The following is a 25308-nucleotide window of genomic DNA, read 5'->3' on the forward strand; positions in this document are numbered from 1 at the left end:
CATGGTGGAGCACCAGTGACAGGACATCGACCATCTCGCGATCACCACCGGGCCTGCGCAACATCTGATCCTGCAGCTTCCGGAACCCTTCTGGCATCTCAACGAAGGGAGCACCGTTCCGTAATGCGCCCGGCTTGCGTTGAACCACGGCGAGGTAATGGCGCCAGTCATAAATGACGCGCCCTGGCTGACGGTGCGATCGTTCAATGATGCGCTCATGCGTGCAGACCACATGCCCTTCGGCGACGATGACCAGCCGTTCGGGGTAGATGTGCAGGCTGACGGGTCGATTTGCGAAGCTGGCGGGCACTGAGTAGCGATTGCGATCGAATGTGATCAGGCAGGTGGGAGACACCCGCTTGCTCTGCTCAACAAAGCCGTCAAACATTGTGGGCAGTGGCATCAGCGCGGGCTTTTCGGCCTCCCAGACATCGGCAATGCTGCCAGGTAGGGTGCCATGCGCAGTCTCGGCCCACAGGAGCTTGCAGCGGTCTTCCAACCAGATGTTCAGCGCATCCATGTCCGGAAAGGCGGGCATGAGCTGCCAGAGCCGGTGGCGGGCATCGCGCACATTCTTCTCGACCTGACCTTTCTCCCACCCTGCCGCTGGATTGCAGAACTCGGGATCAAAGACATAATGGCTGGTCATCGACAGGAACCGTGCGTTTACATCGCGCTTCTTTCCGACACCAACCCGGTCGACGGCTGTCTTCATGTTGTCGTAGATGCCGCGCCCCGGAACGCCCTCAAACACCCGGAAGCCATGCCAGTGGGCATCGAACAGCATCTCATGCGTTTGCAGCAGATAGGCCCGCACCAAGAAGGCGCGGCTGTGCGACAGCTTGATATGGGCGACCTGAAGCTTGATCCGCTCGCCGCCAACATAGGCCCAGTCCTCGCTCCAATCGAATTGAAACGCCTCGCCAGGCTGGAACACCAGCGGAACGAAGACCCCGCGGTCAGTCGTGTGATACGCGCGTTGCCGTTCACCCTTCCAGTCCCGCACAAAGGCCGCGACCCGCTCATATGAGCCATCAAAGCCAAGCTGCACCAGATCGGCATGCATCTGCTTGGCAGTCCGCCGCTCCTTGCGTGTTTTGCGCTGCTCAGACAGCAACCAAGCTGTCAGCTTCTCAGCATACGGATCCAGCTTGCTCGGCCGGTCCGGTCTCTGGAATTCGGGTTCGACAATCCCGGCCCGCAGATATTTCTTGATCGTGTTGCGAGACACGCCTGTTCGCCGCGCAATCTCGCGAATGGGCATCTTGTCTCGCAGCGCCCATTTCCGAATGACCCTCAAAAATCCCATGTCTACCACTCCAATAGCCCCCAGCTGAATCAAGCAGGGGCAAGGTTGCACATGGGTCAATTCTCAATGACAATTTCTGCAGTTGCCGGGTCAGTTCTCAGTGACAATCAACAGCTTGGGTGTAATCGCCACGCCGCAGTGATGTTCCCATTCCGAATTCGGTCAAGACACGCTGCATGATCTCTCCTGTTCGTTTGCGGTGTTTCAGTGACAAGCTCTGCCCGCCAATGCAACCCCGCCTAGGGTGCATAGCGGATGCGGTAGATGGCCCCGGCAAAATCGTCCGACACCAAAAGTGCGCCGTCCGGGGTCTGGATCACGTCCACGGGCCGGCCGTCATAGCCGCCATCTGCCGCCAACCAGCCTTCGGCAAAGGGTCGGGTCCGCGCCTTGCCCGACGCGTCAAACGTGGTCACCATCACCCGTGCGCCCACCGGTTCGCTGCGGTTCCACGATCCGTGCTGGGCCGAAAAAAGCGCGTGCCGGTAGCTGCGCGGGAATTGCGTTCCGGCATAGAAGCTCATGCCCAGATCGGCGGCATGGGCCACGGTTTCCACCACCGGCATGACCGTTGCCAACGGAACATCGTCGTCGCGGTATTCCCGGGTGCGCACCGCACCGCCGCCAAACCAGGGAAAACCGAAATGCTGCCCCGGCGCGGATTGTCGGTTGATCTCGCCCGGTGGGATGTCGTCGCCCATCAGATCGACCTGATTGTCGGTGAACCACAGTTCGCCGGTCACCGGATGGAAATCCATCCCGACCGAGTTTCTGATCCCTCTGCTATAGACCTCGCGCTTGCTGCCATCGGGACGCAGGCGGATGATGCCGCCAATTCCGGTGCGGTCATACAATGCCAGCTTGCTTCTGGGTGCGACATTATAAGGCTGACCCAGTGAAACATACAGCCACCCGTCAGGCCCGAATCTGATCACCCGCGCGCTGTGGGTATTGCTTTGTTCGTCCGGCGGGATCAGTTGGCCCTGCGGCACAACCGCCACCGGGGCGGGGGGCTGGCCCGGTTGGTCGGCGTTTGGAAATTTCAGGATCCGGTTGCGTTCGGCCACAAACAGGGTGCCATTGCGGTCTACCGCGACCCCGTTAGGCATATCGAAATCGACCGCAGCGGCGAATTTCTCGATCGTATCGGCCACCCCGTTTCTGTCGTGATCGGGAATCCTCCAGACCCCTGACCGGCGTGTGCCGACGAACAGCACATCGCCCTTGGGCGACAGGGCCATCTGCCGTGCGCCTGGTACCAGAGCATAGAGGTCGATGTGAAACCCGTCCGGCAAACCGATCCGCTGCAACACCTGCCGGACCTTGTCGGCCTGCGCGCGATCCTGCGCCATGGCCGTCTGCGCGAGACACAGTATCAATACGATCAGCAGATGTTTCATGTCAGCCCTCTTGCCGCCTACGGTCAAAGGTGCCGATTCGCGACCTATCGGTCAAATCACACCTTCAGGCACTGTGTTCGTGACAGATCTGGCCGACATCGACAGGTTGCAGATTGACCTTCAACAGGTGGCAATACCCGCCACCGCCCCGCCTCTCGTGATGGGCACAGGTCCGGCACAGGCCGAAACTGCGCATCCCCCGTGTGGCCAGGGCCTGACGCAGGATGTCCGCCAGCGTTTCGTTCGCCTGTGCCAGCCGACCCGTGGCCAGCGACCGGGCGGCAGCATCCAGGCTGGGCACGGATTGCGCCAGCGCACGTCCCGCTGCAGTCGCGTCATAGTGGATGCTGCGGCGGTCGGCTTTGTTACGCGTTTCGGTGACCAGCCCCTTGCGCACCAGAGTCTTCAGCGTCTGCGAGACCGTGCCGCGGGTACTGGCAAGATAGTTCGCCACATGGCTGGGCGAACGGCTGAAACGATTGGCCCGGCACAGATAGGACAGCACCGCCGCCTGGGTCGGGTTCAGGCCCTGCGCCCAGGCTTCGGCAGCGCTGAGCCGTGCCAGCCGGTCGATTGTAAATTGAATCTGCTGTGGGTCATCCATGCCCATTGATAGCGAGTCGAAATAGAGATTGCAATAATAGCGATTCGCTACTAATAATGAGACTCCATGATTTGAGAGGACAGACCATGCACCGCATCCTTCCGACAACCGCTGCAATCCTGTGCCTGGCCGCGCCACTGCTGGCCGGCGGGAAACATGCCAGTGGCATGTCCGACGCCATCACGTCAGAGGCCAAACCCGGGGGCAACGCCGCCTTTGACATTCTGGCGGCCCACGCCCATCGGAACGGTCGACACGTGACCTTTCACATGACCACCGCGGGCATGGCCGGGGCGGATCATCCGGAGCCCACAGGTCAGCTGGGTGGGGCGCAGGTGCTGTCCTATGTCTGGCCAACCACGCTGGATCCCTCTGCGGTCGGGTTCGAGGGCGGGACAGGCATTCTTGCGCTTGCCGCGACCAGCCATCCGGATTTTGACGATACGCCGCTGTATGATGAAAACCGCGACGGAGATCCGGGGAATGACGGCGATGATTGGCACAGCCATTGGGTGGTGCTGACCCCGACACCGGCCTGCGGCACCGGTGCCCTGGGCGTGCGCGACATCCCCGAAGGTGAAACGCCGAAGCTTCCCGTGACCTGGCCGGGCCTGCCGCTGTTTCTGGACAGTCCCGGATTTTCGCCGCTGTTTGATGGTGCCGAAATTACCGTCACCGTTGCCCTGACCGATGCACAGGCCGAGATCGGTTACGATGGCGTAACCGCAGCGTTGCGGGTCAACGCCAACATCCATGCGCCGTTGCTGTGCGTTACGGACGTGTTCGATATCGCCTCGGGCGATCTGAGTCTGCCCGGCCGGGTACAGTAGGGGGCGCGGGGCGGGGCGTCAGGCCCGACGCCATCCCGCCTCGGCCAGCGCCTGCCCATAGGACCGCGCGACCCGCATCTGTCCCCCCAGCCCCTTTTGCAGCAGCAGGTCATGCATCTTCTTCAGCTGCCAGCAGGGCACATGCATCACCATGTGATGTTCAAGATGAAAGTTTACCCAATACGGGGCGACAAACAGCCGTGCGAGTGGCCCAGCCAGCGTGGTGCGTACATTTTGCAACGGGTTTTGCGACACTTCCGTGGCACCATGCTCGGCAATGTTGCGCACGCGCAGGACAAATTGAAACCAGGTCAGATACGGTAGCAGCCAGAAAGCCAGCCCCCACCACCAGTCACCCAACAGCCCCATGAGGACCGCGACGCCGATGAAGACGGGCAGGGATTTGAACAGATCGCGGGCCTTGAACGCCTGGGCAAAATCACTGGCGGCGGCTTCCACGGCCTCGTGGTCTCCGGCCAGACGAACCGACATCAGGATCTGTGCAGTCAGTTGCTTGATGCCGGTTTGTCCGGTCAGATCGCGGAGAAACTTGCGCTTCAGAGATGCCCGGCTGGTCGGGAACTTGGACGACAGCACCAGATCCGGATCCTTGTCGGTCTGGGTGAAACGGTGATGTGACAGGTGATAATGCCGATAGGCGGACAGCTCGGCCAGAATTGGACGGCCACACAGCCATTCACCGGCAAAATCGTTCCATTTACGCGATTTGAACAGCGCGTTATGCGCCGCTTCGTGCATCAGGATCGCCAAACCCAATTGTCGTGATCCGATCACGAGCACCGCCAAACCGAATGTCAGCACATTGGGCCAAAGCCCGAACAACACCACAGCTGCCGCAATCGTGCCCCAACAGTGCAGCACCAGCCACGCGCCCATCGCATTCGAGCGCTCTGCCAGCGGGCGGATCTCTTCGGTGCTGAGATAGGCCTTTCCAGGGGTCATGATAAAGAGTCCTCCGCAAACAGCGTCTCAACCCGGACCCGACCTGTCAAATACGGCGTTGCGTCACCTGGTGCTGTGCCAGTCGAAAAAACCGGCCCCGGCCTGGCTCAGCAGGTCGGCCGCCATGGCGCGACCCAGTTCGGCACCTTCGGCAACGGGGCAGGATTTATCGTCGGCAATGGCCTCGCTGCCATCCGGGCGCAGCACCTCGCCGCGCAATCGCAATATGCCGCCCTCCAACACTGCAAGCCCGGCAATCGGGGTTTCACAAGATCCGTCCAGCGCCGCCAGAAAGGCCCGTTCCGCCGCCAGCCGCTGTCCGGTGATCGTATCGTGGATCGCGGCCAGCATATCCGCGGTTGCGGTGTCATCGCCGCGCCGCTCGATGCCAATGGCACCCTGTGCGACGGCAGGCAGCATGTCGCTTTCGTCAATCGGTGTCGCAGGTACGTCGCTGCGTCCCAGCCGGTTCAGCCCGGCCATCGCCAGAAAGGTGCATTCCGCGACGCCTTGGCCCAGCTTTTTCAGCCGGGTCTGCACATTGCCGCGAAACTCGACCACGTTCAAATCGGGACGGCGGTTCAGCAACTGGGCCTTGCGGCGCAGGCTGGACGTGCCCACCACCGCGCCCGGTGCCAGATCGGTCAGGGCGGATTTCGTCGATGAGATGAAGGCGTCGCGCACATCCTCGCGCGGCAGATAGGTGTCCAGAACCAGCCCCTCGGGCTGCAACACCGGCATGTCTTTCATCGAATGCACGGCAATATCGATGCCGCCCGACAACAGCGCCTCTTCGATCTCTTTGGTGAAAAGGCCCTTGCCGCCGATCTCTTTCAGCGGACGATCCTGCACTGCGTCTCCGGTGGTCTTGATCACAACGATCCGGAACGCCTGGGGCGGCAGATCAAAGGCCTGCGCCAACCGGTCACGGGTTTCATGCGCCTGAGCCAGCGCCAGAGGCGAGCCACGGGTGCCGATCTTGAGCGGCGCGGAGGGCGAGGGGGTATTCTGTATCATGCCCCCTCTTTAGTCGCGTCATATTGCCCTTACAAGCGCATGGGGTTGACAATAATCGACGCAGGCGGGACGCAGGGCGCAGAGTTGAAACGGGGGCAGACATGGCACAGACAAAGACGATTTTGCGCGCGCTGGCGGGTGAGCCACAGGATGTGCCGCCGATCTGGATGATGCGGCAAGCGGGCCGATACCTGCCCGAATACCGCGCCACCCGCGCACAGGCCGGCGATTTCCTGTCGCTGTGCTACAACAGCGAGTTGGCAACCGAAGTGACATTGCAACCGATCCGCCGCTACGGGTTCGATGCGGCGATCCTGTTTGCCGACATCCTGCTGGTGCCACAGGCCTTGGGGGCGGATCTGTGGTTTGTCACCGGAGAAGGGCCGCGCCTTTCCACGGTGACAACCCAAGCCGATTTTGATGCGCTCAAGCCAGCTGACGACATTCATGATACGCTGGCGCCGATATATGAAACCGTGCGCCTGTTGACCCGTGAACTGCCCCCGCAAACCACGTTGATCGGCTTTGCCGGGGCGCCATGGACGGTGGCAACCTATATGATCGCCGGGCGCGGTACGCCGGATCAGGGCCCCGCCCACGCGCTGCGGCAGGAAAACGCTGCGCTGTTCGAAGCCCTTTTGGCGCGGATCACCGAGGCGACAATCGACTATCTGTCGATGCAGATTGAGGCCGGGGCCGAAGTCGTCAAGATCTTTGACAGTTGGGCGGGTTCGCTCAAGGGCGAGGCCTTCGCCAAATACGCCGTCGAGCCCTGCCGGCAGATCGTGGCTGCGCTAAAGCAAAGGCACCCGGCAATCCCCATCATCGGGTTCCCGCGCGAGGCGGGCGATGCCTATGTCGGATTTGCCAAGGCGACAGGCGTGGACTGTGTGGCGCTGGACAATTCGGTCGACCCGGGCTGGGCGGCGGCCCATGTGCAGGTCGATGGCTGCGTTCAGGGCAACCTGGCGTCGGCGCACATGGTTGCCGGCGGCCAGGCGCTGGTTGACGAAACCCGCGCCATTGTCCGGGCGTTTGCAGGCGGGCCGCACATCTTCAATCTGGGTCACGGCATCACGCCGGATGCGGACCCAGAGAATGTGCAGCTGATGATTGACACGGTAAGAGACAACAAGAGCTGATTTGGCTCTTGACGGCCCGAGCAGGGTGTCCTACGACGCGCGGGCCTTTGGCGGAGTAGCTCAGCTGGTTAGAGCAGCGGAATCATAATCCGCGTGTCGGGGGTTCAAGTCCCTCCTCCGCTACCAAGGCTTTCAATGGCTTACGTTGATTCCTATGTGATGCCGCAGGCTATTATCGCCAATTGGGGGACATATGGGGGACAAGAGCGCCCAGCCCGCAAGCAATTCGAACCATTTTGGACTGCAGTGCACCACGAATCGCGGCGGTCTCGTCGCCTGCACTGACACCGCATGAACCGAGCATGTGTTGATTGCCCAAGAATCGCCCCACCTTGGCCTGAGGACTGTTTCAATCGCCTATGAAAAGGGTGCCGAACAAGCACCTGCGGGCCTGTTAATATATTTTCTGTACCCAATGGTGGGTGTTATTGTTGATGGATGATTCCACGCATACCTACCGACTTCTTCGAAAGTCTCACATTTTTTGGAGACGCTAGCAGCAAAGACAATGAGTTTATGGTCGCTGGCGGGTTCGCCGTGGCAGGGAAGCGGATAACCGAGATATCGGCAAAAATTGCGACGCTGCGGGCCGAGGCCGGAATTCAATCTGAGTTTCATTGGAGTGCGTACAGGGGCGGGCACAAGAGAAGGCCAGCTTACGAGGCGCTGGTTGACTATGGGTTTGACTTAACCCGACAAGGCAAGGCAGAACTCCACATTTTGATAGCTCAGTTTGGCGGGTACAACCACAAAGCCAACCGGGGAGAGAACCGAGACACAAGCGTAAACCGGATGTACTATCAGCTATGTCTCCATCGCCTTGCCAGATTCTATGGGAAATCGCGCCAAATTCACGTCCGATTAGACCAAGGGAACGACTCGGAAGATGTATGCAAACTGCGTGAACCCATATGCGCTGCTGCCTTCAACGATCCTGATATCGACGCAGCGCCGAACTGCGCGCACTTCGGTCTGAGGAAAAGCAGGTTTATGCTAAGGTCCGGGAATGCTTCAAAATCAGTGCGTCGGGCTATGAGCCTTCGTCCAATCAGGTCCGCAGTTTTTACGCTCTGCTGCAAGACAAGTTCCTGAACGCAGTCACTGGACAGACCGCATCGAAGTTGGTTCTGGACCGTGCCGATCACCGGGAAGACAACATGGGTGTTCAGACGTTCTCGGGAAAAATGCCAACCATCGCCGAAGCCAAGACAGGGAAGAATTACTTGCAGAGTGAAGAGTTGTATCGCCTGCACCTGCTGTCTGAGCAATTCCTGCTATATGCGGAGGCCCGCGCCCTTGCGGGTCAAAAGATGACAATGAAGTCCCTTCACCAGCAACTCGATAGGCTGCTAACGCTGAATGATTACCCGGTCTTTGATGGATATAGGGACTTTCTCAAAGATGATGCCGAAAAGCACGCCAAACAGGAACTCACCCTATACAAGAAGCGCAAGAAGATCGAGGCAATGGGCATTGAGTACGACGAAGAAGCGCTTGCAGCGGGAGAGTACGACGAAGTGCTGATCGAAGGTTAGTATTGCCGAAAAAGGCGGCGCTCTGTAAGGGTGGCCTTCAAACTTGGAGGCCGTTTTTGGACAGCACAGATGCCATAGATGATGCACTGGCAGTGGCGGCGCAACTTGGGCGTTTAGACTTCGCTTCGTTGCTTTTAGCCATAGTTAGCACTATCTTAGTCTTAGGTGGCGTATTCGCGTTCTTGAACTTTCGCTCTATAGCCAGGGCACATGCAGTAGAGCAAGCCAAGGCAATTGCGGAGGCCACAGCTGAGCGCGTCACAAACGAGTATTTGCAAAGGGAACTTCCTGATTTGCTTGAGGCATATAGGGATTTCCTCGATTCTGACGATGTGTCCGACGAGGCCGCAGACCAGATGGCAGGTGCGCAAGACGATGATGGGGAGGCCGAAAAATGAACCTATCTGAGCAATGGGATGTGCTGACGGAAGCCCGCAACAGCATTCCTGTGCCCGTCTTGTCCCTTCCTGCGCCTCTCGGGCTAAAGTTCCGCCAAGCTTTTCTGGGGGGCGATGTATCTGGGATGCTTGAGAAGGATGGAAACACATTTCTCCTGACCGTTAATGCGCTGGACCCTTACACGCGCCAACGGTTCACAGTCTCGCACGAACTGGGGCATTTCATGCTTCACCGGCATCTTGTCGGGGATGGCATAGATGACGACAGGGCATACCGAAGCACCGAGGTTGGAAAGTACCACAACACCCTGATTGGTCCAAAAGAAGAGACTGAGGCCAACAAGTTTGCCGCCAATCTATTGATGCCCCGCGACGCGATCAATCGCGAACGGGTGAGGCTGAAGGATGACGTGGGCGCGATGGCCAGCCTCTTCGAGGTTTCGAGGCACGCTATGTCCATTCGCATGGGTGTACCCTTCACTGGCTAGTTAAGTATATAGGCCCCCAATTTTACCCATCGCCCGCTCAAACGATTTATCTGCCTCTGTAGGGTGAAGTCGCCACCACCAGCGGCGGCGCTGCTGGAAAGCTCCTGATATCGAACCACTTGAACCAGGTGCCATCCGGGTTGGCCTGGTCACCCATGACAAGCTGTTGACCGCCGTTTGCGTGACGTATGAGGGCCGCTCGGAACGCCCGAAGGTCGATCAACCGCCAGTGCTCTATATGCGTTTGTGAGGCGCTGACATGGCCGTAGAACATCCAGTCACCGTATCCGTTCACAATCTTGGACAGTTCCGTTTCAGCCCCTGACGGGACATGAGAGCGGATGGTGAACTGGTGCGGATAGCGCAGGGCGTAGCCGGGTCGTCTGACACGTGCGGCGATCCGCATGTCGCGGGCGTCCAGCATCAGCAGGTCTGTTGCGTGTAACTGGTCCAGCGGATCAGGGGCGGTGCTCAGAAGGTGCGAACCAATCAGCCGCTTGATGTCCGGCAGAAACCGGTCGGACCAGCGCCGGTTAATGTCATAATGGAAGGTCATGAAATTTGCTTTTGAAATGTCGAAAACGGTGAGAAGGCCCGCAAAATGGCGAGCCTTCGGTGAGTATTGGCTTGCCGTCAATCACCCCCTCTCTGTTTGGTGAGCTGCTCGCGCCTGTCTCGTCGTGAACGCCATGAATGCACCGGGCCAGCCGTCAGACCGCCTCCGACTTCTTGTAGCGTGGCTCGATCCCGACCATCTCATATGCGCGGGCCTCCTGCCAAACTGGATGGGTATCCCAGTCGAGAACACATCCGCCGCAGACGGTGGCGACAATTATCTTCGCGCGAAGTCAGAAGCGGAAGTTGCGGCAGAGACATCATTTCATCTTCGATCCGGTCCGTTCTGACATGGAACAGACGGTCAAGCCCTTCGTCCTCGGCCTTTCCGATTGCTTTGCTCTCATGCTTTCGGGCTGCATCTGTGATGGCTTGGTGCTCACGAAACAGCCGCATTATCGGCGTGTCGCCAGATTCGGCGGTGAGCGGAAGTGCGTTCGCCGTACCGGCAACAGCTACGGCGGGTGCGGCGGCAAGAAGGTCGCGGCGGTTCATTATGCCACCTCCGGCAGGCTCACCGCGTCCAAGCCCTTGTTCAGTTCATCAGCAACCTGATAGGCAAGGTCGCACAACGAACCCACATCCTCGTGATAGCGATGATCGTTCACCAAGGCGCTGGCGGCGCTGATAAGGGACTGCACACATACAGCCCTGACTTGCATCTTCTCAATATGCGCCAGAAGCGCAGGCAAACCGATATCGTTCGCGGAATCCGCGTTGCAGTTGGTCATTTTCATGTTCTCCTAGTTTGGTTCTTCAAGCGCCGCGAGCCGCAAGCGCGAGTTCGTCGCGGCAATGGTAGTCAGCCGAATTCCAGTAGGTCTTGTTGTCATGAAGCATGAGCCGGTATGCAGCCTGCTCCCGCGTCAGTTTGACTGGCCTTGCCGCTTTGGCGTTCGCCCATGCCTGTTTCAGCATCTGGGCGAACAGGGCGCGGACCCCACCCATCGCAGACGCAATTGCCGATCCGAGGGCGCGGGCCTTGCGCCAGGCGTGTTTCATGATTTCGGATTTGTTGTAGGTCATAAGCTTTACCCCGTATGCAATTCCGCTTACTGTGTAATCAATATCGGGCCTTTTCAACCGATAGTCAATACGCTGTATGCATTAATACATATGAGGTTATCATAATGACGCCAGAGCAGTTGAGAATGGCCCGCAACGCCCTACGCTTGGGAGTTCGTGATTTAGCAGAGTTGTCGGGCGTATCCTTCACAACCGTGAGCCGCTTTGAAACTGGCAAGGGCGGATTGCAACATACGACCGCCGAGGCGATGCGCAAAGCCCTTGAGGTCCGTGGCATTCAGTTCCTTGAGGCTGGGCAGGTGGCGTTGGGCAGTGGTGTGGCGATTGCCAAAGAGCGCGACAGTCAGGATGTATGAGTATCGAAGCGGCGGCGGGTTACTGCGGCGTCACACCGGCCACCGTTCGGAACTGGATCAATTCGGGCGAACTGAGAGCAAAAGGAGCGGCGCGGCGCAGGACCGTCGCGCGGGCCGATTTGGAACGAAGGAAGAAGAGAACCGACCAATGAAGCTGTTCATCTACCTCGCCGTCCTGCTCGCCCTGGCCGCGTGTGACGTGCCGTTTGTGCCGCTGATCTGAGATGTGCGGGCGGTACATAGACCCGAACCTGCGCGGCACCGAGTTTGAACTCTCGGAAATCAAGATTGATCCATTCCCCCGCCGCTACAACATCAAGCCCACCCAGGACGCAATTGCCCTTCGATCCTTGAACAGTGACGCGGTGCTGATGCGCTGGTGGTTCATCCCTTTCTGGCACAAGGGCGAAGCAAAGGACTGGAAGGCCACCACGTTCAATGCCCGGATCGAAGAAGCCGCGAAGAAACCGACCTTTCGCAATGCGTGGAAGTCGGGGCGATGCCTGATCCCTGCCGGTGGCTACTATGAGTGGACAGGTGAAAAGGGGCACAAGCAACCGCATGTCATCCTGTCGGCAGGCAACGAGGAAACCCTGTGGTTCGCGGGCCTGTCATCGCACTGGAACGACATCCACACGTGCGCAATCCTGACGCGCCCGGCAAATGCATGTGTCGAACAGGTCCACAATCGAATGCCGGTTATCCTGAATTCTGATGAACGGGAGGCGTGGATGGGCGGCACGGATGGCGCCGGGATCGGGGCAGACGCCATCCTAAAGCATCATCCGGTGAAGCGGTTCGGTATGCGCGACGACGGTCCGGAATTGGTCGAAGAGATGTGAGTCCCGCGTATGCGTTAGCCGGTCTTCGGCGTATCGGCGGTCAACTGAATGATAGCGGACCTAACAGACGCTTCGGCAAATCAGCAACTGCGTCTGTGCAGGCGTCGGGCTTGGCGAAAGTCGGCTCATAGCGTACCATTTTCAACCGAAACTTCTGCCAAATCTAGTGCGGCATCTGCCATGAAGTCGAAACGGCATTTTTGGGCAATACTTGCGGTCATCTTTTTCGTTGGCCTTGGACTCTGGTTGGGACCGTATCTCTACTATCATTGCTTGTTGGGAGACTGCATTGCGCCTGACCAGTATATCATGGAGTTCACAAAGACCGGCTCAAGCCTCGTCGTTCTGGTGGTTGGGGCTGGCGTAATCCGATGGGCTTTCGATCTCAGGGATCGCGAGCATCAAAGGATTGAAGATGAACAGGCTTTTCTTCGCGCGGTACTTGCGGACCTAAAGACCGCATATGACGCGGTAGACACATCTCGAACCCTCATCGTTGCGAACTTCGAGGGATATCGCGAGGGCCAGATACCGGCGCTAATACAAGCCTCGATCACCCTTCGGAACGTTAGACGTGCTCTCAAGGATAGGGGCACGAAAATCCAACCGGCGCTGAAACAGGAGCTGACGCATTGCTCAGATTTCGTAGAGAACATAATTCACGAGTACCGAAGATACTTCGACGAGAATCGCTACCAGGGCATAGAGAGAGACAGATTCTGGGATGGCCGATGGGGGATGCAGCGCCAAGGCGGAGACGGAACAGCCAAGTCAGACCCCATCCTCGCTTTTTTGGACGAGGCAATTTACAAGTTGGAGTTCTGCGACCATATCGATAGCGCGTCCCGGTTTTTCCGCGAACGGTACATGGAGACCATGCAATAGGACTACGGCCCTTCGTTGCGAATGACGCAAAGATATTCAACCCGCCTCTGCTACCCGGTAACTTCCTGCTATCCCCTCCGCCCAAACGGCAGGTAGGGCGACGAATACACGACGGATTCTGTTCCGTCCGACAGGTCCAGGTCAGGCAGAGCCTCTAATAGCGCCACAGCGGCCCTAGGATGCCGTGTGTATACCGCCAGCCTGTCTTCCAGCATGTCACGCCCAGGATGCCGCCCGCCTGCGTGTACGGCGTATTCACCGCGCCCGACGTTGCTTTCCAACCATCGGTGCAATGCATCCATCCGCTGGCCCAACCCTTCCTCCGGCACACGCAAGAAGACGCGCACCGGGAAGGCCGCGTCATCTATTTTCATCTGAGGGGTAGAACGTCGATTCATGAGCGCGAACATAGCGAGAACAACGATACCGCTGCAACGTCGATATTCCTGCGAATTGCAAGAGCCTAACACGCGCGCGCGTATTGGTCGCTAAGCGCGACTCATTGCGGGAACATAGAGGGAACACGTGGCGTTGCTCAACTCCCAACATCCAATGAGTTCAATCTATCCAACCGAATTGACCTACTACACGAATTTGGTATCGCGGGCGCTTGTCCAGTCAATTGCGCCTTTTGCGCCGCACTTGACCCCCATGCAATCAGACGCCACCTCGATGTCATGAACTTTGATCTGTTTTCCAGTGTTACGTTATTGGCTGGTGTCGTGATTTGCCTGATACATCCCGGGCTTGTGCCATGGCTGGTCGGCTATTGCGCATTTCTTTGCATGGTCATCTGCTTGAGGCACGACCCCGACGCGTAACCGTGGCTCTATCGTGCATTTGTGCCCTGAAGCTGGCGCTGCAAGAGGTGTGCCAATGCGCCTTGCTGTCCGTCGGGGGTCGGTGATGTGGCCCGTGCCGAAATCAACTGAGCCAACATTCTCTGCTCAACTTCGCTCAGACCCTTCTTTGGCAACGGCGCACTGTTTCTGATCAACTCGCCTAGGCCCTCTACCTGCCGTCTGGTGCTGCGCTCGCCCATTGCCTTGGCCGCATAGCCAACGCCCGAGGGAACCATGAACAGAGGGTTTCCCGTGGCCCCGGTTGCACCCATTGAACCCGCGAACCCGCCAAGTGGCAATGCCCCTGACGTTGGCGCAAGGCGAGACAGCAACCGCAGGGCGTTCTGCGTTGGGGTTCCGTCTGCAATCTCGCGCATGGCCTGCAACTCATCTGCGTTGTAGCCTCGGCGCAGCTTCGGGTTTTCCAGTACGCGGCGCACATTCTGGCGAATGGCGTTAATCTCGTTGCCACCCGTGCCGCTGGTCGCTGCCCTGCGCAAACCCTTTGCGACAAGGCCGGTATCTTCCGCTTCGAACAGTTGTGACTTGTGGACCCGAGACGCTTTTTCGCGGGCGTCTTTCAGGGTGTCCACAACTTCCGCCGCGCGATTGGTGCCGGTGACGTCTGCTGGCGTCAGGGCGTCAAGGTGGTCGTCAATCGTTTGCTTCATTCCCATGCCGATGGCGCGCTCGCCTTTCTCAACGGACCCGGCAACGTTTCGCCCGATCCACTGGCGGGCCTCGTCAACGTCCGCAATCGACATCGGTGCGCTGCGCATGTCGCCTGCGAGAGCGTCCGCAGCAATCGCCGCCTTGGGGTTCAGTTTGCGCGTGGCCACACGGGGACCGAATGCGCCCTCGATTGAATTGGCAAGATCATTGGAAGACTGCGGCGACAGGGTCGCGTTTGAGGCTCTGACGGCATCGTAACCTGCATCGCTTTGCGTTTGCAGTTGTTCCAGTGTCGGGGCCTTGGGGCCGGAGCGCATACCGTGTGCTGTGGCGATTGGTACGCCACCACCGATCATGCTGCCCGCGAGGTCTGCCAAATCGCTTTCCGGCGCGATTTCACGGGCCGTCTGTCCGCCAATACCCGCACCGGTCGCAGAGGCCATACCGCCAGCAATCACCTTTGCAGGGGCCGTTGCTGTACGCGCCATCACGCCACCCGGTATTGCGGTTGCGCCGACTTCCTGTCCAATCCTGCGCCCGTAGCGCTGCGCTGTCGTCTGCGGCGCTATGTCGGAAATGGTTGGGGCAAGCATGTCGCGGAATGTGCCGGAACCACCTACGGGATTCTCGATGGGTTGAAAGTCGGTCCCGACAAGTGCGTTGATCCCTTGCGCGCCAAGGTTCAGGGCACCCGTCGCCAGATCAACCGGCGCGCCAAGTGTGGTTGCGATGCCTTCATTCACGCCGCTCATTGACTGCTCAAGCATGTTGGTCTGCGGCGCGGATTGCTGCACCCGGCGGGCTTTTTCCCGCTTGGCCCGTTCCAGCAATGCCGCCTGCAATGACTGATCCATTGCGGGCGTCTGCTGTGCGGACGTTGGCAGCGCCGGAGGCACCAATCCGCGATTTCGCGCTTCATCAAGCAGCGCCTTTTTGTCGGCTGGCAGTATACCGCGCTTTTCGGCTTCCAGAAGAAGGTTGATATCCATTCCGCCGGATGGGGCGTTTTTATCTCCTTGCTGTGTCGTCTGATGCGGCGCTGTGAACGACCGAAAGGCCGCAACGGCGGACTGCATGTCCGGGGCGTCAACCTCGTAGGTCTTGCCGTCCGGCCCCTGGATTTCATAGATAGTCATTTCGTTTACCTGCTCTCTTTTCCTCGATTATTCGGGATTGGAATTCTTCTTCCGTTTCGTTGCCATGCGGATAGACAACGCCGCTCAGCGTCCTTGCCAATGCCCCACATCTGATTGGTGCGGTGGGACCGGGGCGAAACAGCACCCGAAAGACTGTGCGCGCGTCACCGACACCGGGGCGGGCCATTTCGAGTTTCTCAACGCGGGTTCGCTGTGTCATTCCTCGCCTCCGATGGTAACTTCAATACAAGGGCCATCCCATAGGCCGTGATCGCCATTCTGAGCCGCGATAGATTTGGCGCGGGCGCGAAACGCTTCCTCAGACTCGCCGTCGGCCTGCTTTGCGCTCCACCCGGAGCCAACAACGCACATGCCGGTCCGAATAGGGTTGCCCGCCTCATCTTCGTCCCGAAGGGACATAGTGATTACGACCTGATCCGAGCCGCTCACCTTTTCGAGGTCTTTCAATCTGCTCTTGATGCTCATTTTGCCGCCTCCAATGCTGCTATGCGGGCTTCGATTTCCGTCGTTTCGAGGGTGCGGCGGAACTGCTCCACAACCGCCATGACCGTTGCGGCTTCCAACGGGGTGACATCGCCAGCGGCAACCGCATTCAGAATGGCGCGGGCCGCGTTTGCCGCGTCCTCCGCCGTTTCGATATTGGGCATGTTGAACGACACCGGAGCGTCCTTCCGGGGCGGTGCTATCCGATCCAGACACAGGCGCAGGGCCGTCGTGTCGCCCTTGAGGGCCTTTTCAATAGCTGCATTGGTCAGCGCCTCGCTCTGGCCTTCCAGCAGCGCCTCAACGGCCCGTGTCGTCTTGTGGCGTGCACCCTTGGGCTTGCCGGGATTGCCGGTTGCATAGGTGCCGTCGGGTTTACGCCCGTCATCCGTATTCGTGCCGTTTTTACGGTCTGATTCAGTGTTCATTCCACTGCTCCGCTCATTTGCCTGTCTGGTGCCTTTAGGGTTCGGCGTGGGCCACCCCCCTTGGTAGATAAGGATGTCACTGATTTGGTGACGGGCGAGGCTCGAAAACTGCCTGTTTCGTCACTGATTTGGTGACGCCCTGTCCTCATTTTGGTGACGTCCCGGCTTTGCGTGTCACCAATTTGGTGACGTTACTGTCCTCATTTTGGTGACAGGGTTTTGAATTCTGATTGCGACCTGTCGGGTTGTGAGCGGTTGCCTTGATGACGGGATAGTCAGCACCTGCTTGCCACTCTTTGAACAGACGCCGCCCTGTGTTGGCGGTGCCGTGAGGCAGGGCGATTTCCGTTATTTCATAGCAAGGGCACGTTGCGGCTCCCGACACGCCCAGACGGGCCGGGAGAGTGACGACCAGGAAGCCCTTTGCCTGAAGGTCCTGGAATGCTCTGGCGGCTGTGTTAATGCCCACTCCCAAGCGTTGTGCAGCCTGCCTGACGCTGAGCCGGATTCTACCGTTGTTGTTTGACTGGGGACCGCGCCATTCGAGCTTGAGCCATGGGTAGAGAGCCTGTGCAGTGGGATTGAGCGCCCTCCAAGCGCTCGTTTCCATGGTGGCCCTGATCATCTTTGTGAAATGTTCAGCTCGGTCTTCGTTCCTCTTGTCGCGCCCCACTAGTTACCCTCCCCATACTCAGGGGCAGGCAACAGGCCGCTAATCAGCATGCGGTCGGTTTCTTCTGCGCTGGGATCTTCGGCATACTGTTTCCAGTCGATACGACGCTCGATTGCCAGCTTGAGAATGTCCGCAATCGCGTCAGGGGGCAGCGCCTCTAGCTGGCATGTACCTCCCGTCCAGTTCTTGGAGCGGCTGTCACTTGCCTTGGCAGGGGCCGTGGGCAGGTCGAACGATTGAACCTGATCCCCGATAAGGGCAACACGCTCAAACTCGACACCCACCAGACCATGCGGCCTGTCTGACATCACGAAGGTTTCGACGTCCTCCGCAACCGCGTCGAAGATGGAAACACCGCTGGGGTCGAAGTCGCCAAGGTGCAAGATGATCGCCCGCTTTTCGATTGCGCAAATACGATCCGCCAACCGTTTCTTAGCTGTCAAACTGTCGAAGCCACCAGACGAAAAGACTGGCACTGAAAACGGCTCGGCAACTCGGTAAAGCTGGGGCAACATGCCTGCCGCCTCGCACCAGACCTCAAGATGAATGTCTTGCGCCGCCAGCTTGTTGCGGGTGTATCCCTCGCCAAGTTCGCGGACATGACGCAGAAAGTCGTCCTGGTCGTCAAAGTGATCCATCGTCCATGTGGTCACGCCATCGTCGCGGATCGCATCGAAAGGGATGACCTTGCCCCGGCGAGCATTGGCGAGGTGATGACAGAGCCGCCCATAGGCGGACTCCGTCTTGTCGTATCCATGCGCCCCAACCATGCGATAGAAGATTTGGCGGCAAGTCAGGGGCCAGAAACGGCGGTATTCTTCCAGTACCGCCTGTGCCTGATCCAGCAGGGCGCGGGTCTTGGCGTTCGGCTTGTATCTGTCGATATAGCCCCTGTTGCGCTTATTACGGCTTGCCTGAATTTTGGCGTCCACAACCCCAGGTACAGCCATCGCCAGCACCCTGTTGATATCCTCGGTCGTCAGGTTCATGCCGAAGCCTCCCGCGAATGCAGGGCCTTGTGATGCTTCCGACAGAGCCAGATCACATCATAGGGACGCTCATAGTTGGGATGGTGGGCCTCTGACTTTTCCGGGTTACACACCTCGCACGGCTTGCGATCAATCACACCAAGATTGAGCGCGTTCTGCACCGCAAGGTGAGCGAGGTATGATTTCGGGTTGCGCTTGCGCCACCGCTGTTGCCGGGAGAGGGATTTGCGCTTCGTCGTCATTACGCCGCCTCCCCGTAGTGCAGGGCCGCAATCAAATGTGCTGCGGCTTCGGACAGGCCATGACGGCGGCGAAGGCGGGCTATCTGGATAACGCGGGGTTTCATGCGGCACCCCCGATCCGGGCAACGCCCTCGCCAATGAAGTAGACGCCGAACTTGGCGCGGTCCGTTGCCGCGTCGTTTTCATACATCTCGATAGTGATCGGCACGCCGTATTCACGGCGCAGGACACAGACCCGATCAGAAACCCGCACCGGGGAGGCGCAGTAGATGGGCTGCCGCAAGAGGGCATCGAGAATGACGCGGTTGCCCTTCGCCAGCGTGAATTCTCGGCTATCGCCGTTGCTGCCCGTAACCCGGTAGAGGGCGGGCGTCCGGTCGGTGGGGAGGTCTTTCCAGCCGGTCACGCGCAGGACGTTTGCCGGTGGGTGTTTCGTGTCTTGGTTGGTACTGCTCATGTTCCGCAAATCCTTTTCTGGTTGAAAGGCTGCGGGCAAATCGCTAATCTGTTTTCACCGCTGAAAAAGAAAATAGCCTCTGCCCGTATACCTTCTGCGGGTGGGGGTTTTCTTATGCGGCTGCGAATTTCACACCGGCTGCGTCGAGGAAGGCGTCCAAGTCGTCCTTCTCGATGCGAGTGGCAGCGCCGAATTTGGTGAAGATCAACTCGCCCCGCTTGTGGGCCTCGTAAAGGACGCTGCGGCTGTGACCGCTGTAATCTACGGCTTCGCTGATCTTGAAAAAGCGTTTCGTCATGGAACCTCCGAGACGTTCCGCTCAGAGGGCCATTCCCTCTAATCCGTGCGGACGTGAGAGGTAGGGTATGGATGCCAGCGACGTAATCTAGCTTATGGACAACCCTGTAATTCCGCCCATGGGGCCTATTTTTGGGTGGTCCAAATCTTCATCCGTGATCATCGACTTAGCTGCTTCCGCCGGGCCTGATAAAGATATGTCACCCCACCCCAAGCTGTCGAAAACATCTCGCAGCGCAGGGGTATATTCACCTGAGACCCCGTTGGGGTCTTCTGAGTATGTTGGGCGCTTTCCCGTAACTTTCGCGTATAGCCTAGCGAGTTCAAGAGCCACAGCATACGCCGCGTAGTTTCGTGGCCTCCCAACGCCGGTTCTTCTGATTTCCAGTTCTCTCAAAGCGTCTTTCTGAGCAGTTTCGGATTGAGATTTTAAGCTCGAACAGGCTATGAACGCTGAGTATAAATAGCCAATTTCTCTAACAATTCTTTCCTCAACCGGGAGATTAGTTTTCCTAGAAAATTCAAAGGGGCCGTAGTTCAACGTGGCCCGTTCTAGATGTGACAATTTGTTTAGACTGTTCATCAAAGCGTCAGCCGCAGCGGTGACCTTAGCGAATCGTTCGACTTTGTTTTCGAATTCTCGTTTGCTTTCGGTCTTTGACGCGGACGTGACTTTCTCGACTTGATCGCTGCCGAACAAATCCTTGGGGAGATATCCGACGGTCTTCCCATCTCTTACAATCGGGACGTCGCTGCCTTCCGTTACTGTCTCGCCTATCCAGTCGCTAACAGCGGAATAAATTACCCGCTTGGCATCAAATATTGCCTGTTCTTTTTTGATAATTGCGGCGACGTCTCTATCCACATCACCTTTGGACCCGGAGCCGCACAACGCTTTCACAACGGGAGAAGGTTCATCGGTTTTCCGTTTGGACATTATTCGCCACCCATTGTTATGATGGTACACGGCTTCTGGGTTACGACTTCGCTCCATCGATCAAGCGCAGCCGCTCGCTGCGGTAGCATCTCCGACTGATTGTAAACCCGCGCTACTGCGCTCGGAGCCGATCCGCTGGCGGAGTGATTGAGAATACGATCCACGACGCTCTCAGACTCGCCCGCCTCAGCCATTGCGGTAGCGAAGCCAGTCCGAATGTCATGCAGTCGCCAATGTTGGAAATCATCAGGCAGCAGACCATCCAACCTGGCTTTGGCCTTGCCGATGCCAGAAACCGGCGTTGTCCCTGTTGTGGTGAACACCAGTTCTAATTCTGTGCGCCCTGCATCAAGTTTCCTCAGTTCCTCAAATGCTGGCTGCGAAAGGTGGGTGGTATGCGGCTTGCCATTCTTTGTGCGCGATCCAGGTTTCACGATACGCCTGCTTTCCAGGTCAACTTCATCCCAACGCAGACCGAGAATTTCGCCCCTTCGCTGACAGGTAAGGATCAACAAACGGAACATAGGCCCCCAAACCTCACCGGCTTCAAAGGTGGCTTTCCAGATTTGCCTTACTTCGCGAACACTCAGGACGCGCTCTCGGGCTTTTTCCTTTATGGCTTTTGCCACTCCGGCCCCGACATCTTCGGGGATGTAGCCCCTAATCCATGCCCACTTGGTGAATGCAGCCAGCGCCGCTCTAATTCTGTTCGCATAGGCTTTACGTCCCGACGCCGCCTTATCGTCCACTGCTTTCTGAATATCCTTGCGGGAAAGCTCCAATACGGATCTGTCCAAATGAACTGCCAGCGATTGCTCTAGCTGCCTCAAACGCTCGTCGCGCGTTCTCAGGTTGGAAAGGTGAAGCCTGTCATAGACTTCGAAAACCTCCCGAACCGTCAAGATGTTGTCTCGAAGGTGCTTGCTTGCGCGTAGTTCAGCCTCAGCAAGCGCTATTCGGTCTACGCCTCGCCCTGCTTCTGCTTCAATCTCAAGCGCCCTGGCACGGGCCTCCGATAGGCTGACAGGTCGCGGCCAAGCGCCAAGAGTATGTTTCCGCTTCGGTCCACCCTTCACCCGCTTTTCGTACATCCAAACCGCCTTACCGCTGGCAGACAGGCGAAACCGAAGCCCCCGCCGCTCCGTGTCCGAGACTTCCAGTCGTCCTGCCTCAGGTGGCGTCAAGCTTCTTAGAAATCGGTCTGTCAGTTTGATCTTCATGTTCTGGGGGACTTGTGGGGGACAAAATTGTCTGGATTTTGGTGGACGTTCATGGACAACGGTAGACAATATTTATCAGGGGAGCAAGGGAATTTGCGCTTTAATACACAGCATTAACGGCATGATGGTGGATGCCTGCGGACGATATCGGATGCTCATGGAAGTCAACGGCAATCGAGAAGTTAACGGAATCATAATCCGCGTGTCGGGGGTTCAAGTCCCTCCTCCGCTACCAAAAATTTTTGGTTTAAATAGGAAATTCCGCATTCGTCCAACATTCCAACCGACAATGCAATGTTGTTGGGTTTTCGCCGCCTCTCCATTTGTGAAGAACTACTTGGGCGGATTGCAGGCATTCGCTGCGGCGCGCATGGAGGCCTGCTCAGCGGACAAAGTGAACTTTCGCTGCGGCGGGACCAATGGCTGCTTCGTTTCGCCAGATCGCAGCCTTTTCTACGCGAGCGCCATCCAAACGGCGACCGCAGCCAGGATAACCCCGAAGGTCATATTGACACGGCGCGCGCTTTCACCCCCCCGAAAACGAATGGCGAGCCAGTCTCCGGCAGCCGTCCAAAGTAAGAAGGCGCACAGATTGTTCAATGTGAAGACAGTCGTGATGACGAGCACCAATTGCCATTGATCCGAACCGCCATTTGCAACGAACTGGGTGAACATCAACGCGATGATAACATAGGCCTTTGGGTTCAAGAGAAGCAAAAGAACGCCAGACCCGAACCCGATGGGTTGGGCCTCTCGTCCGCTCACATTGCAGGAGCTCCGGAAGAGCGTCCAGGCCAGCCACAGGACATAAAGGCTTCCCGCGTATTTGAGTACGCGGAAAAGCTGCGGATGAGAGTTAAAGGCTGCAAGTGCGCCAAACCCGATTCCGGCGGTTACGACCCAGGTGGCCAGATGGTATCCAGCATTCGCTGGCAGTGTGGCGCGCATTCCGAAACGCGCGCCGTTGGCAGCGAAAAACATGTTTCCAGGTCCCGGGCTATAGGCCAGCGGAAACAAAAAGATGATAAGTGCTACAATTGTCGAGATCATTGTCGGTCCTCCTCTGGTTCAGGTTCTGCCATTCGACCTGCCGGTTCAGCCCGGATCATGCGGATTGGCGATCTCGCTCCTTTGTGATGTGATCAAGGTCCACGACCTGCGCATAGCTGGCCGCAAGCGGGGCCATGATCGACGCGTGAACATGATCGTGCGGCACGGTGATACCGGCAAACGTCACCGAGGCAGCGGCGCAGGCATCGGATACGACGGTCACATGGAACCCCAGATCCACGGCGGCTCGGGCCGTCGCGTCGATACACATCTGGCTCATCGCGCCGCAGATCGTCAGATGCGTGATCCGCGCCTCACGCAGCATTGTCTCTAGCCCGGTATCGACGAAACTGTTGGGCCGGGACTTCTCGAGGACCGGCTCGGCTGCCTCTGGCAGCACGGCGGCGTTGATGCAGCTGCCTTCGGTGCCTGGTCGAAAGAAGGGCGCATCTGTACTGGCCGCGATGTGGCGGATGTGAAAGATCGGTTCGGCGCGGTCACGTGCGCCTTTCAAAAGCTTGGCCGCCTTGGCGGCAGCTGCCTCCATTTCGGGCAAAGGCATAAGGCCGCCCGGGAAATAGTCGTTCTGGATATCGACGATAAGCAGTGCTGATTTGGTCATGTGAGTTCCTCCTAAAGCTCACTTTACGCCAGTGTGACGTTCCACTACGATTGGCGTAAATGACAAAGAATGTGCCAAATCCGCCAACCGACGTGCATGTAGGATTGATCGCCTACAGAGGCGTTCAGATGTCGGCGGCTTTGGGGATGGTGGATGTGTTGGAGGTCGCCAACAGATATGGTGCGGATTGCGATGGCAGGCAGATCAATCATTCGATCCTTCAGGCAGACGACCTGCCTACCGCCCCTTTCTTCGACGCCATCGTCCTGCCGCCCAACCTGACCGGCAATCGCGGTGCATCTGACGATAAGCTGCACAGCTGGATCAAGGAGCAGCACGCCGGGGGGGCTATCGCTTGTTCGGCCTGCGCGGGGGCATTCTGGCTGGGGCATGCGGGGTTGCTTGACGGTCGGCCGGTTACGACCCATTGGGCGCTGGAAGAAGAGTTCAGCGCTGCGTTCCAGCACGCGAACCTGCTTTCCGAACATATCCTGATCGACGACAATGACATCGTGACGGCAGGCGGCGTGATGGCGTGGGTCGATTTGGGCCTGCATCTGGTGAACCGGTGGCTGGGTCCAGCTATCGTTTCGCAAGTCTGTCGGCACATGCTGATTGACCCACATGGGCGCGAGCAACGCAACTATCGCAGCTTTCGACCCAAGTTCGATCACGCAGACCAGCCCATCATTGACTTGCAACGGTGGATGGAAAGCAACGTGCAGGCCGATTTGTCCGTCGCAGAGTTGGCGCGAAAGTTATCGCTTTCGGAACGGACCTTGCACCGCCGGTTCGCCCGGGCGACCGGGCTGGCAATCGGTACCTATGTACAGGAGTTAAGGGTCGAAAAAGCGCGCGGACTTCTAGAACGAACCACCATGCCGATTTCCGAGATCTGCTGGGCGGTAGGATACGAAGATCCGTCAGCGTTCAGTCGCCTTTTCAAATCTGTGTCGGGTGTAACCGCCAGCGATTACCGGAGGCGATTTACCGTTCTCTGAACCAAAAGCTGTCACTCGTTCACGTCGCAGCATCGGTCACTTTGGGCTCGAAGCAGTCCTTCGCTGTCGACTGCACGAACGACCGGTAAGGGCCGTTCGCGACGAATCTTGGGTCCTCCGAGGTAATGAGTGGCAGGGGGGTAACGCGCGACCGCAGTAGTTTTCTAGTCAGCGAAATTTTGGTCTGATTTCATAGTCCTCGCGACAAAACTGACAATATCCCAAAAGACGGATGGGTTCTGTCAGTTTTGTCATTAGAGACCTCCGTCATTCTGTTGGATGAACATATGGGTTTACGATGAAGCGTTTTGAGGGGCGACCACCCCGCGGGCCTGACTCGGCGTCTGCTTCCCGTACGGCGTCCACAGCCATCAACTCGCGAAGCTGCGCCTCTAGGTCGCGGGCACAGGATATCCGCCCGCCCAGACTTCTTTGCAGTTCACGCTGTATGAACTCTTTCCAGCCGTTCGATCTGATCAGGTCCGGCAGGACTATGGCGTTGAATATCTCCTTTGTCGCGCCGAACGCTGAATACGAACGTCGCGCCATCGGAATGATATAGCGTTCCGCGAGGGCAATCGACGCAGTGACATCGTCTGTGCATATACTGCCCGGTTGGGTTCTCGTAGACCACGTCATGCGCGCGCTTCGGGGTATCGACCAGCCCGTGGAGCTTCTCGGCGATCACGCACTGAAGATCATTGATCTGCTCTGGTCCGGTTCGCAGCATGACGCGGGCACTGCACCGCATCCGGTACTGCGGGCGGGAAATCCGCTACGGGACTGTCCGCCGCCGGAGGAAGACCCTGGAGATCGCCGTCGAGCCTG

General features: G+C 58.2%; 31 protein-coding genes and 1 tRNA gene. 11 read left to right on the forward strand and 21 right to left on the reverse strand.

Annotated elements, in window-relative coordinates:
- From istA to NANH_RS0120365, 3 genes are all read right to left on the reverse strand, one after another.
- A partial coding sequence (gene istA / locus NANH_RS26730) for an IS21 family transposase (RefSeq protein WP_051372519.1) occupies positions 1–1309 on the reverse strand: 1309 nt, incomplete at its 3' end.
- Between the two features lie 239 nt (positions 1310–1548).
- The gene (locus NANH_RS0120360) at positions 1549–2709 is read right to left on the reverse strand and encodes a PQQ-dependent sugar dehydrogenase (protein ID WP_027263713.1); all 1161 of its coding nucleotides are present in this window, start codon (positions 2707–2709) and stop codon (positions 1549–1551) included.
- 64 nt (positions 2710–2773) lie between these two features.
- The gene (locus NANH_RS0120365) at positions 2774–3313 is read right to left on the reverse strand and encodes a MarR family winged helix-turn-helix transcriptional regulator (protein WP_027263714.1); all 540 of its coding nucleotides are present in this window, start codon (positions 3311–3313) and stop codon (positions 2774–2776) included.
- 86 nt (positions 3314–3399) lie between these two features.
- On the opposite strand from NANH_RS0120365, the gene NANH_RS0120370 reads away from it, so the two are divergent.
- A complete protein-coding gene (locus tag NANH_RS0120370; protein ID WP_027263715.1) occupies positions 3400–4143 on the forward strand; it encodes a hypothetical protein in 744 nt (247 codons plus the stop codon).
- Positions 4144–4161: 18 nt separating this feature from the next.
- Here NANH_RS0120370 and NANH_RS0120375 read toward each other — a convergent pair whose 3' ends face one another.
- Positions 4162–5106: a fatty acid desaturase family protein gene (locus tag NANH_RS0120375; protein ID WP_027263716.1), complete on the reverse strand. Its 945-nt coding sequence runs from the start codon at positions 5104–5106 to the stop codon at positions 4162–4164.
- A gap of 63 nt (positions 5107–5169) precedes the next feature.
- Positions 5170–6123: a hydroxymethylbilane synthase gene (gene hemC, locus NANH_RS0120380; RefSeq protein WP_027263717.1), complete on the reverse strand. Its 954-nt coding sequence runs from the start codon at positions 6121–6123 to the stop codon at positions 5170–5172.
- 101 nt (positions 6124–6224) lie between these two features.
- Here hemC and hemE point away from each other — a divergent pair, with 101 nt between their 5' ends.
- From hemE to NANH_RS0120410, 5 genes are all read left to right on the forward strand, one after another.
- Positions 6225–7265, forward strand: coding sequence for a uroporphyrinogen decarboxylase (gene hemE / locus NANH_RS0120385; protein WP_027263718.1), 1041 nt, complete (start codon positions 6225–6227; stop codon positions 7263–7265).
- A 49-nt stretch (positions 7266–7314) separates the two neighbouring features.
- Positions 7315–7391 (forward strand) — tRNA-Met (locus NANH_RS0120390).
- An 830-nt stretch (positions 7392–8221) separates the two neighbouring features.
- Positions 8222–8800, forward strand: a complete 579-nt coding sequence (gene rhuM, locus NANH_RS27580) for a RhuM family protein (protein ID WP_081710494.1) — start codon at positions 8222–8224, stop codon at positions 8798–8800.
- Between the two features lie 56 nt (positions 8801–8856).
- The gene (locus tag NANH_RS0120405; protein ID WP_139236676.1) at positions 8857–9198 is read left to right on the forward strand and encodes a hypothetical protein; all 342 of its coding nucleotides are present in this window, start codon (positions 8857–8859) and stop codon (positions 9196–9198) included.
- On the forward strand, positions 9195–9686 hold the full coding sequence (locus tag NANH_RS0120410; protein ID WP_027263721.1) for an ImmA/IrrE family metallo-endopeptidase: 492 nt from the start codon (positions 9195–9197) through the stop codon (positions 9684–9686). The genes NANH_RS0120405 and NANH_RS0120410 overlap by 4 nt, the downstream gene beginning before the upstream one ends.
- 46 nt (positions 9687–9732) lie before the next feature.
- Here the strand turns inward: NANH_RS0120410 and NANH_RS0120415 are convergent, their stop codons facing one another.
- The 4 genes from NANH_RS0120415 to NANH_RS0120430 all read right to left on the reverse strand — a co-directional run bounded on the left by NANH_RS0120415 (position 9733) and on the right by NANH_RS0120430 (position 11327).
- The gene (locus NANH_RS0120415; protein WP_245601482.1) at positions 9733–10323 is read right to left on the reverse strand and encodes a hypothetical protein; all 591 of its coding nucleotides are present in this window, start codon (positions 10321–10323) and stop codon (positions 9733–9735) included.
- A 119-nt stretch (positions 10324–10442) separates the two neighbouring features.
- Positions 10443–10796: a hypothetical protein gene (locus NANH_RS0120420; RefSeq protein WP_027263723.1), complete on the reverse strand. Its 354-nt coding sequence runs from the start codon at positions 10794–10796 to the stop codon at positions 10443–10445.
- Positions 10796–11032 (reverse strand): hypothetical protein, encoded by a 237-nt coding sequence (locus tag NANH_RS0120425; protein WP_175543420.1) that lies wholly within the window; start codon positions 11030–11032, stop codon positions 10796–10798. The genes NANH_RS0120420 and NANH_RS0120425 overlap by 1 nt, the downstream gene beginning before the upstream one ends.
- Positions 11033–11057: 25 nt before the next feature.
- Complete coding sequence (locus NANH_RS0120430) at positions 11058–11327, reverse strand: hypothetical protein (RefSeq protein ID WP_027263725.1); 270 nt, start codon at positions 11325–11327, stop codon at positions 11058–11060.
- A 125-nt stretch (positions 11328–11452) separates the two neighbouring features.
- Between NANH_RS0120430 and NANH_RS0120435 the strand changes: the two genes are divergently transcribed.
- From NANH_RS0120435 to NANH_RS0120450, 4 genes are all read left to right on the forward strand, one after another.
- Complete coding sequence (locus tag NANH_RS0120435) at positions 11453–11683, forward strand: helix-turn-helix domain-containing protein (RefSeq protein WP_245601483.1); 231 nt, start codon at positions 11453–11455, stop codon at positions 11681–11683.
- Entirely contained in the window at positions 11680–11835 is a 156-nt protein-coding gene (locus NANH_RS0120440) for a helix-turn-helix domain-containing protein (RefSeq protein ID WP_081710495.1), read from the forward strand. The genes NANH_RS0120435 and NANH_RS0120440 overlap by 4 nt, the downstream gene beginning before the upstream one ends.
- Positions 11836–11907: 72 nt before the next feature.
- On the forward strand, positions 11908–12525 hold the full coding sequence (locus NANH_RS0120445) for an SOS response-associated peptidase (protein ID WP_027263728.1): 618 nt from the start codon (positions 11908–11910) through the stop codon (positions 12523–12525).
- A gap of 180 nt (positions 12526–12705) precedes the next feature.
- Complete coding sequence (locus tag NANH_RS0120450; protein WP_027263729.1) at positions 12706–13410, forward strand: hypothetical protein; 705 nt, start codon at positions 12706–12708, stop codon at positions 13408–13410.
- A gap of 829 nt (positions 13411–14239) precedes the next feature.
- Here the strand turns inward: NANH_RS0120450 and NANH_RS0120460 are convergent.
- The 12 genes from NANH_RS0120460 to NANH_RS0120520 form a co-directional block, all read right to left on the reverse strand.
- A complete protein-coding gene (locus tag NANH_RS0120460; protein ID WP_027263731.1) occupies positions 14240–16060 on the reverse strand; it encodes a hypothetical protein in 1821 nt (606 codons plus the stop codon).
- Positions 16047–16280, reverse strand: coding sequence for a hypothetical protein (locus tag NANH_RS28675; protein ID WP_139236483.1), 234 nt, complete (start codon positions 16278–16280; stop codon positions 16047–16049). Before NANH_RS28675 ends, NANH_RS0120460 begins: the two co-directional genes overlap by 14 nt.
- Positions 16277–16546 carry a hypothetical protein gene (locus tag NANH_RS0120465; RefSeq protein ID WP_027263732.1) on the reverse strand — a complete coding sequence of 90 codons (270 nt, stop codon included), beginning with the start codon at positions 16544–16546 and terminating at the stop codon, positions 16277–16279. The genes NANH_RS28675 and NANH_RS0120465 overlap by 4 nt, the downstream gene beginning before the upstream one ends.
- Entirely contained in the window at positions 16543–16992 is a 450-nt protein-coding gene (locus NANH_RS0120470) for a DUF5681 domain-containing protein (protein WP_027263733.1), read from the reverse strand. Before NANH_RS0120470 ends, NANH_RS0120465 begins: the two co-directional genes overlap by 4 nt.
- Positions 16993–17664: 672 nt before the next feature.
- Positions 17665–18615, reverse strand: a complete 951-nt coding sequence (locus NANH_RS0120480; protein ID WP_036051037.1) for a hypothetical protein — start codon at positions 18613–18615, stop codon at positions 17665–17667.
- A 35-nt stretch (positions 18616–18650) separates the two neighbouring features.
- Positions 18651–18896 carry a hypothetical protein gene (locus NANH_RS0120485; RefSeq protein ID WP_027263736.1) on the reverse strand — a complete coding sequence of 82 codons (246 nt, stop codon included), beginning with the start codon at positions 18894–18896 and terminating at the stop codon, positions 18651–18653.
- A gap of 100 nt (positions 18897–18996) precedes the next feature.
- Entirely contained in the window at positions 18997–19353 is a 357-nt protein-coding gene (locus NANH_RS0120495) for a hypothetical protein (protein WP_027263737.1), read from the reverse strand.
- Between the two features lie 112 nt (positions 19354–19465).
- Positions 19466–19651, reverse strand: coding sequence for a helix-turn-helix domain-containing protein (locus NANH_RS26740; protein WP_036050156.1), 186 nt, complete (start codon positions 19649–19651; stop codon positions 19466–19468).
- Positions 19652–19738: 87 nt separating this feature from the next.
- Positions 19739–20587 carry a hypothetical protein gene (locus tag NANH_RS0120505; RefSeq protein WP_027263738.1) on the reverse strand — a complete coding sequence of 283 codons (849 nt, stop codon included), beginning with the start codon at positions 20585–20587 and terminating at the stop codon, positions 19739–19741.
- Complete coding sequence (locus NANH_RS27585; RefSeq protein ID WP_051372522.1) at positions 20587–21807, reverse strand: tyrosine-type recombinase/integrase; 1221 nt, start codon at positions 21805–21807, stop codon at positions 20587–20589. Before NANH_RS27585 ends, NANH_RS0120505 begins: the two co-directional genes overlap by 1 nt.
- A 453-nt stretch (positions 21808–22260) precedes the next feature.
- Positions 22261–22857: a LysE family translocator gene (locus NANH_RS0120515; protein ID WP_027263739.1), complete on the reverse strand. Its 597-nt coding sequence runs from the start codon at positions 22855–22857 to the stop codon at positions 22261–22263.
- A gap of 55 nt (positions 22858–22912) precedes the next feature.
- Entirely contained in the window at positions 22913–23479 is a 567-nt protein-coding gene (locus NANH_RS0120520; protein WP_027263740.1) for a cysteine hydrolase family protein, read from the reverse strand.
- 59 nt (positions 23480–23538) lie between these two features.
- Between NANH_RS0120520 and NANH_RS0120525 the strand changes: the two genes are divergently transcribed.
- Positions 23539–24480: a GlxA family transcriptional regulator gene (locus NANH_RS0120525; RefSeq protein ID WP_027263741.1), complete on the forward strand. Its 942-nt coding sequence runs from the start codon at positions 23539–23541 to the stop codon at positions 24478–24480.
- Positions 24481–25308: the final 828 nt, after the last annotated feature.

It is taken from the genome of Sedimentitalea nanhaiensis DSM 24252 (assembly GCF_000473225.1).
Classification (GTDB): domain Bacteria; phylum Pseudomonadota; class Alphaproteobacteria; order Rhodobacterales; family Rhodobacteraceae; genus Sedimentitalea; species Sedimentitalea nanhaiensis.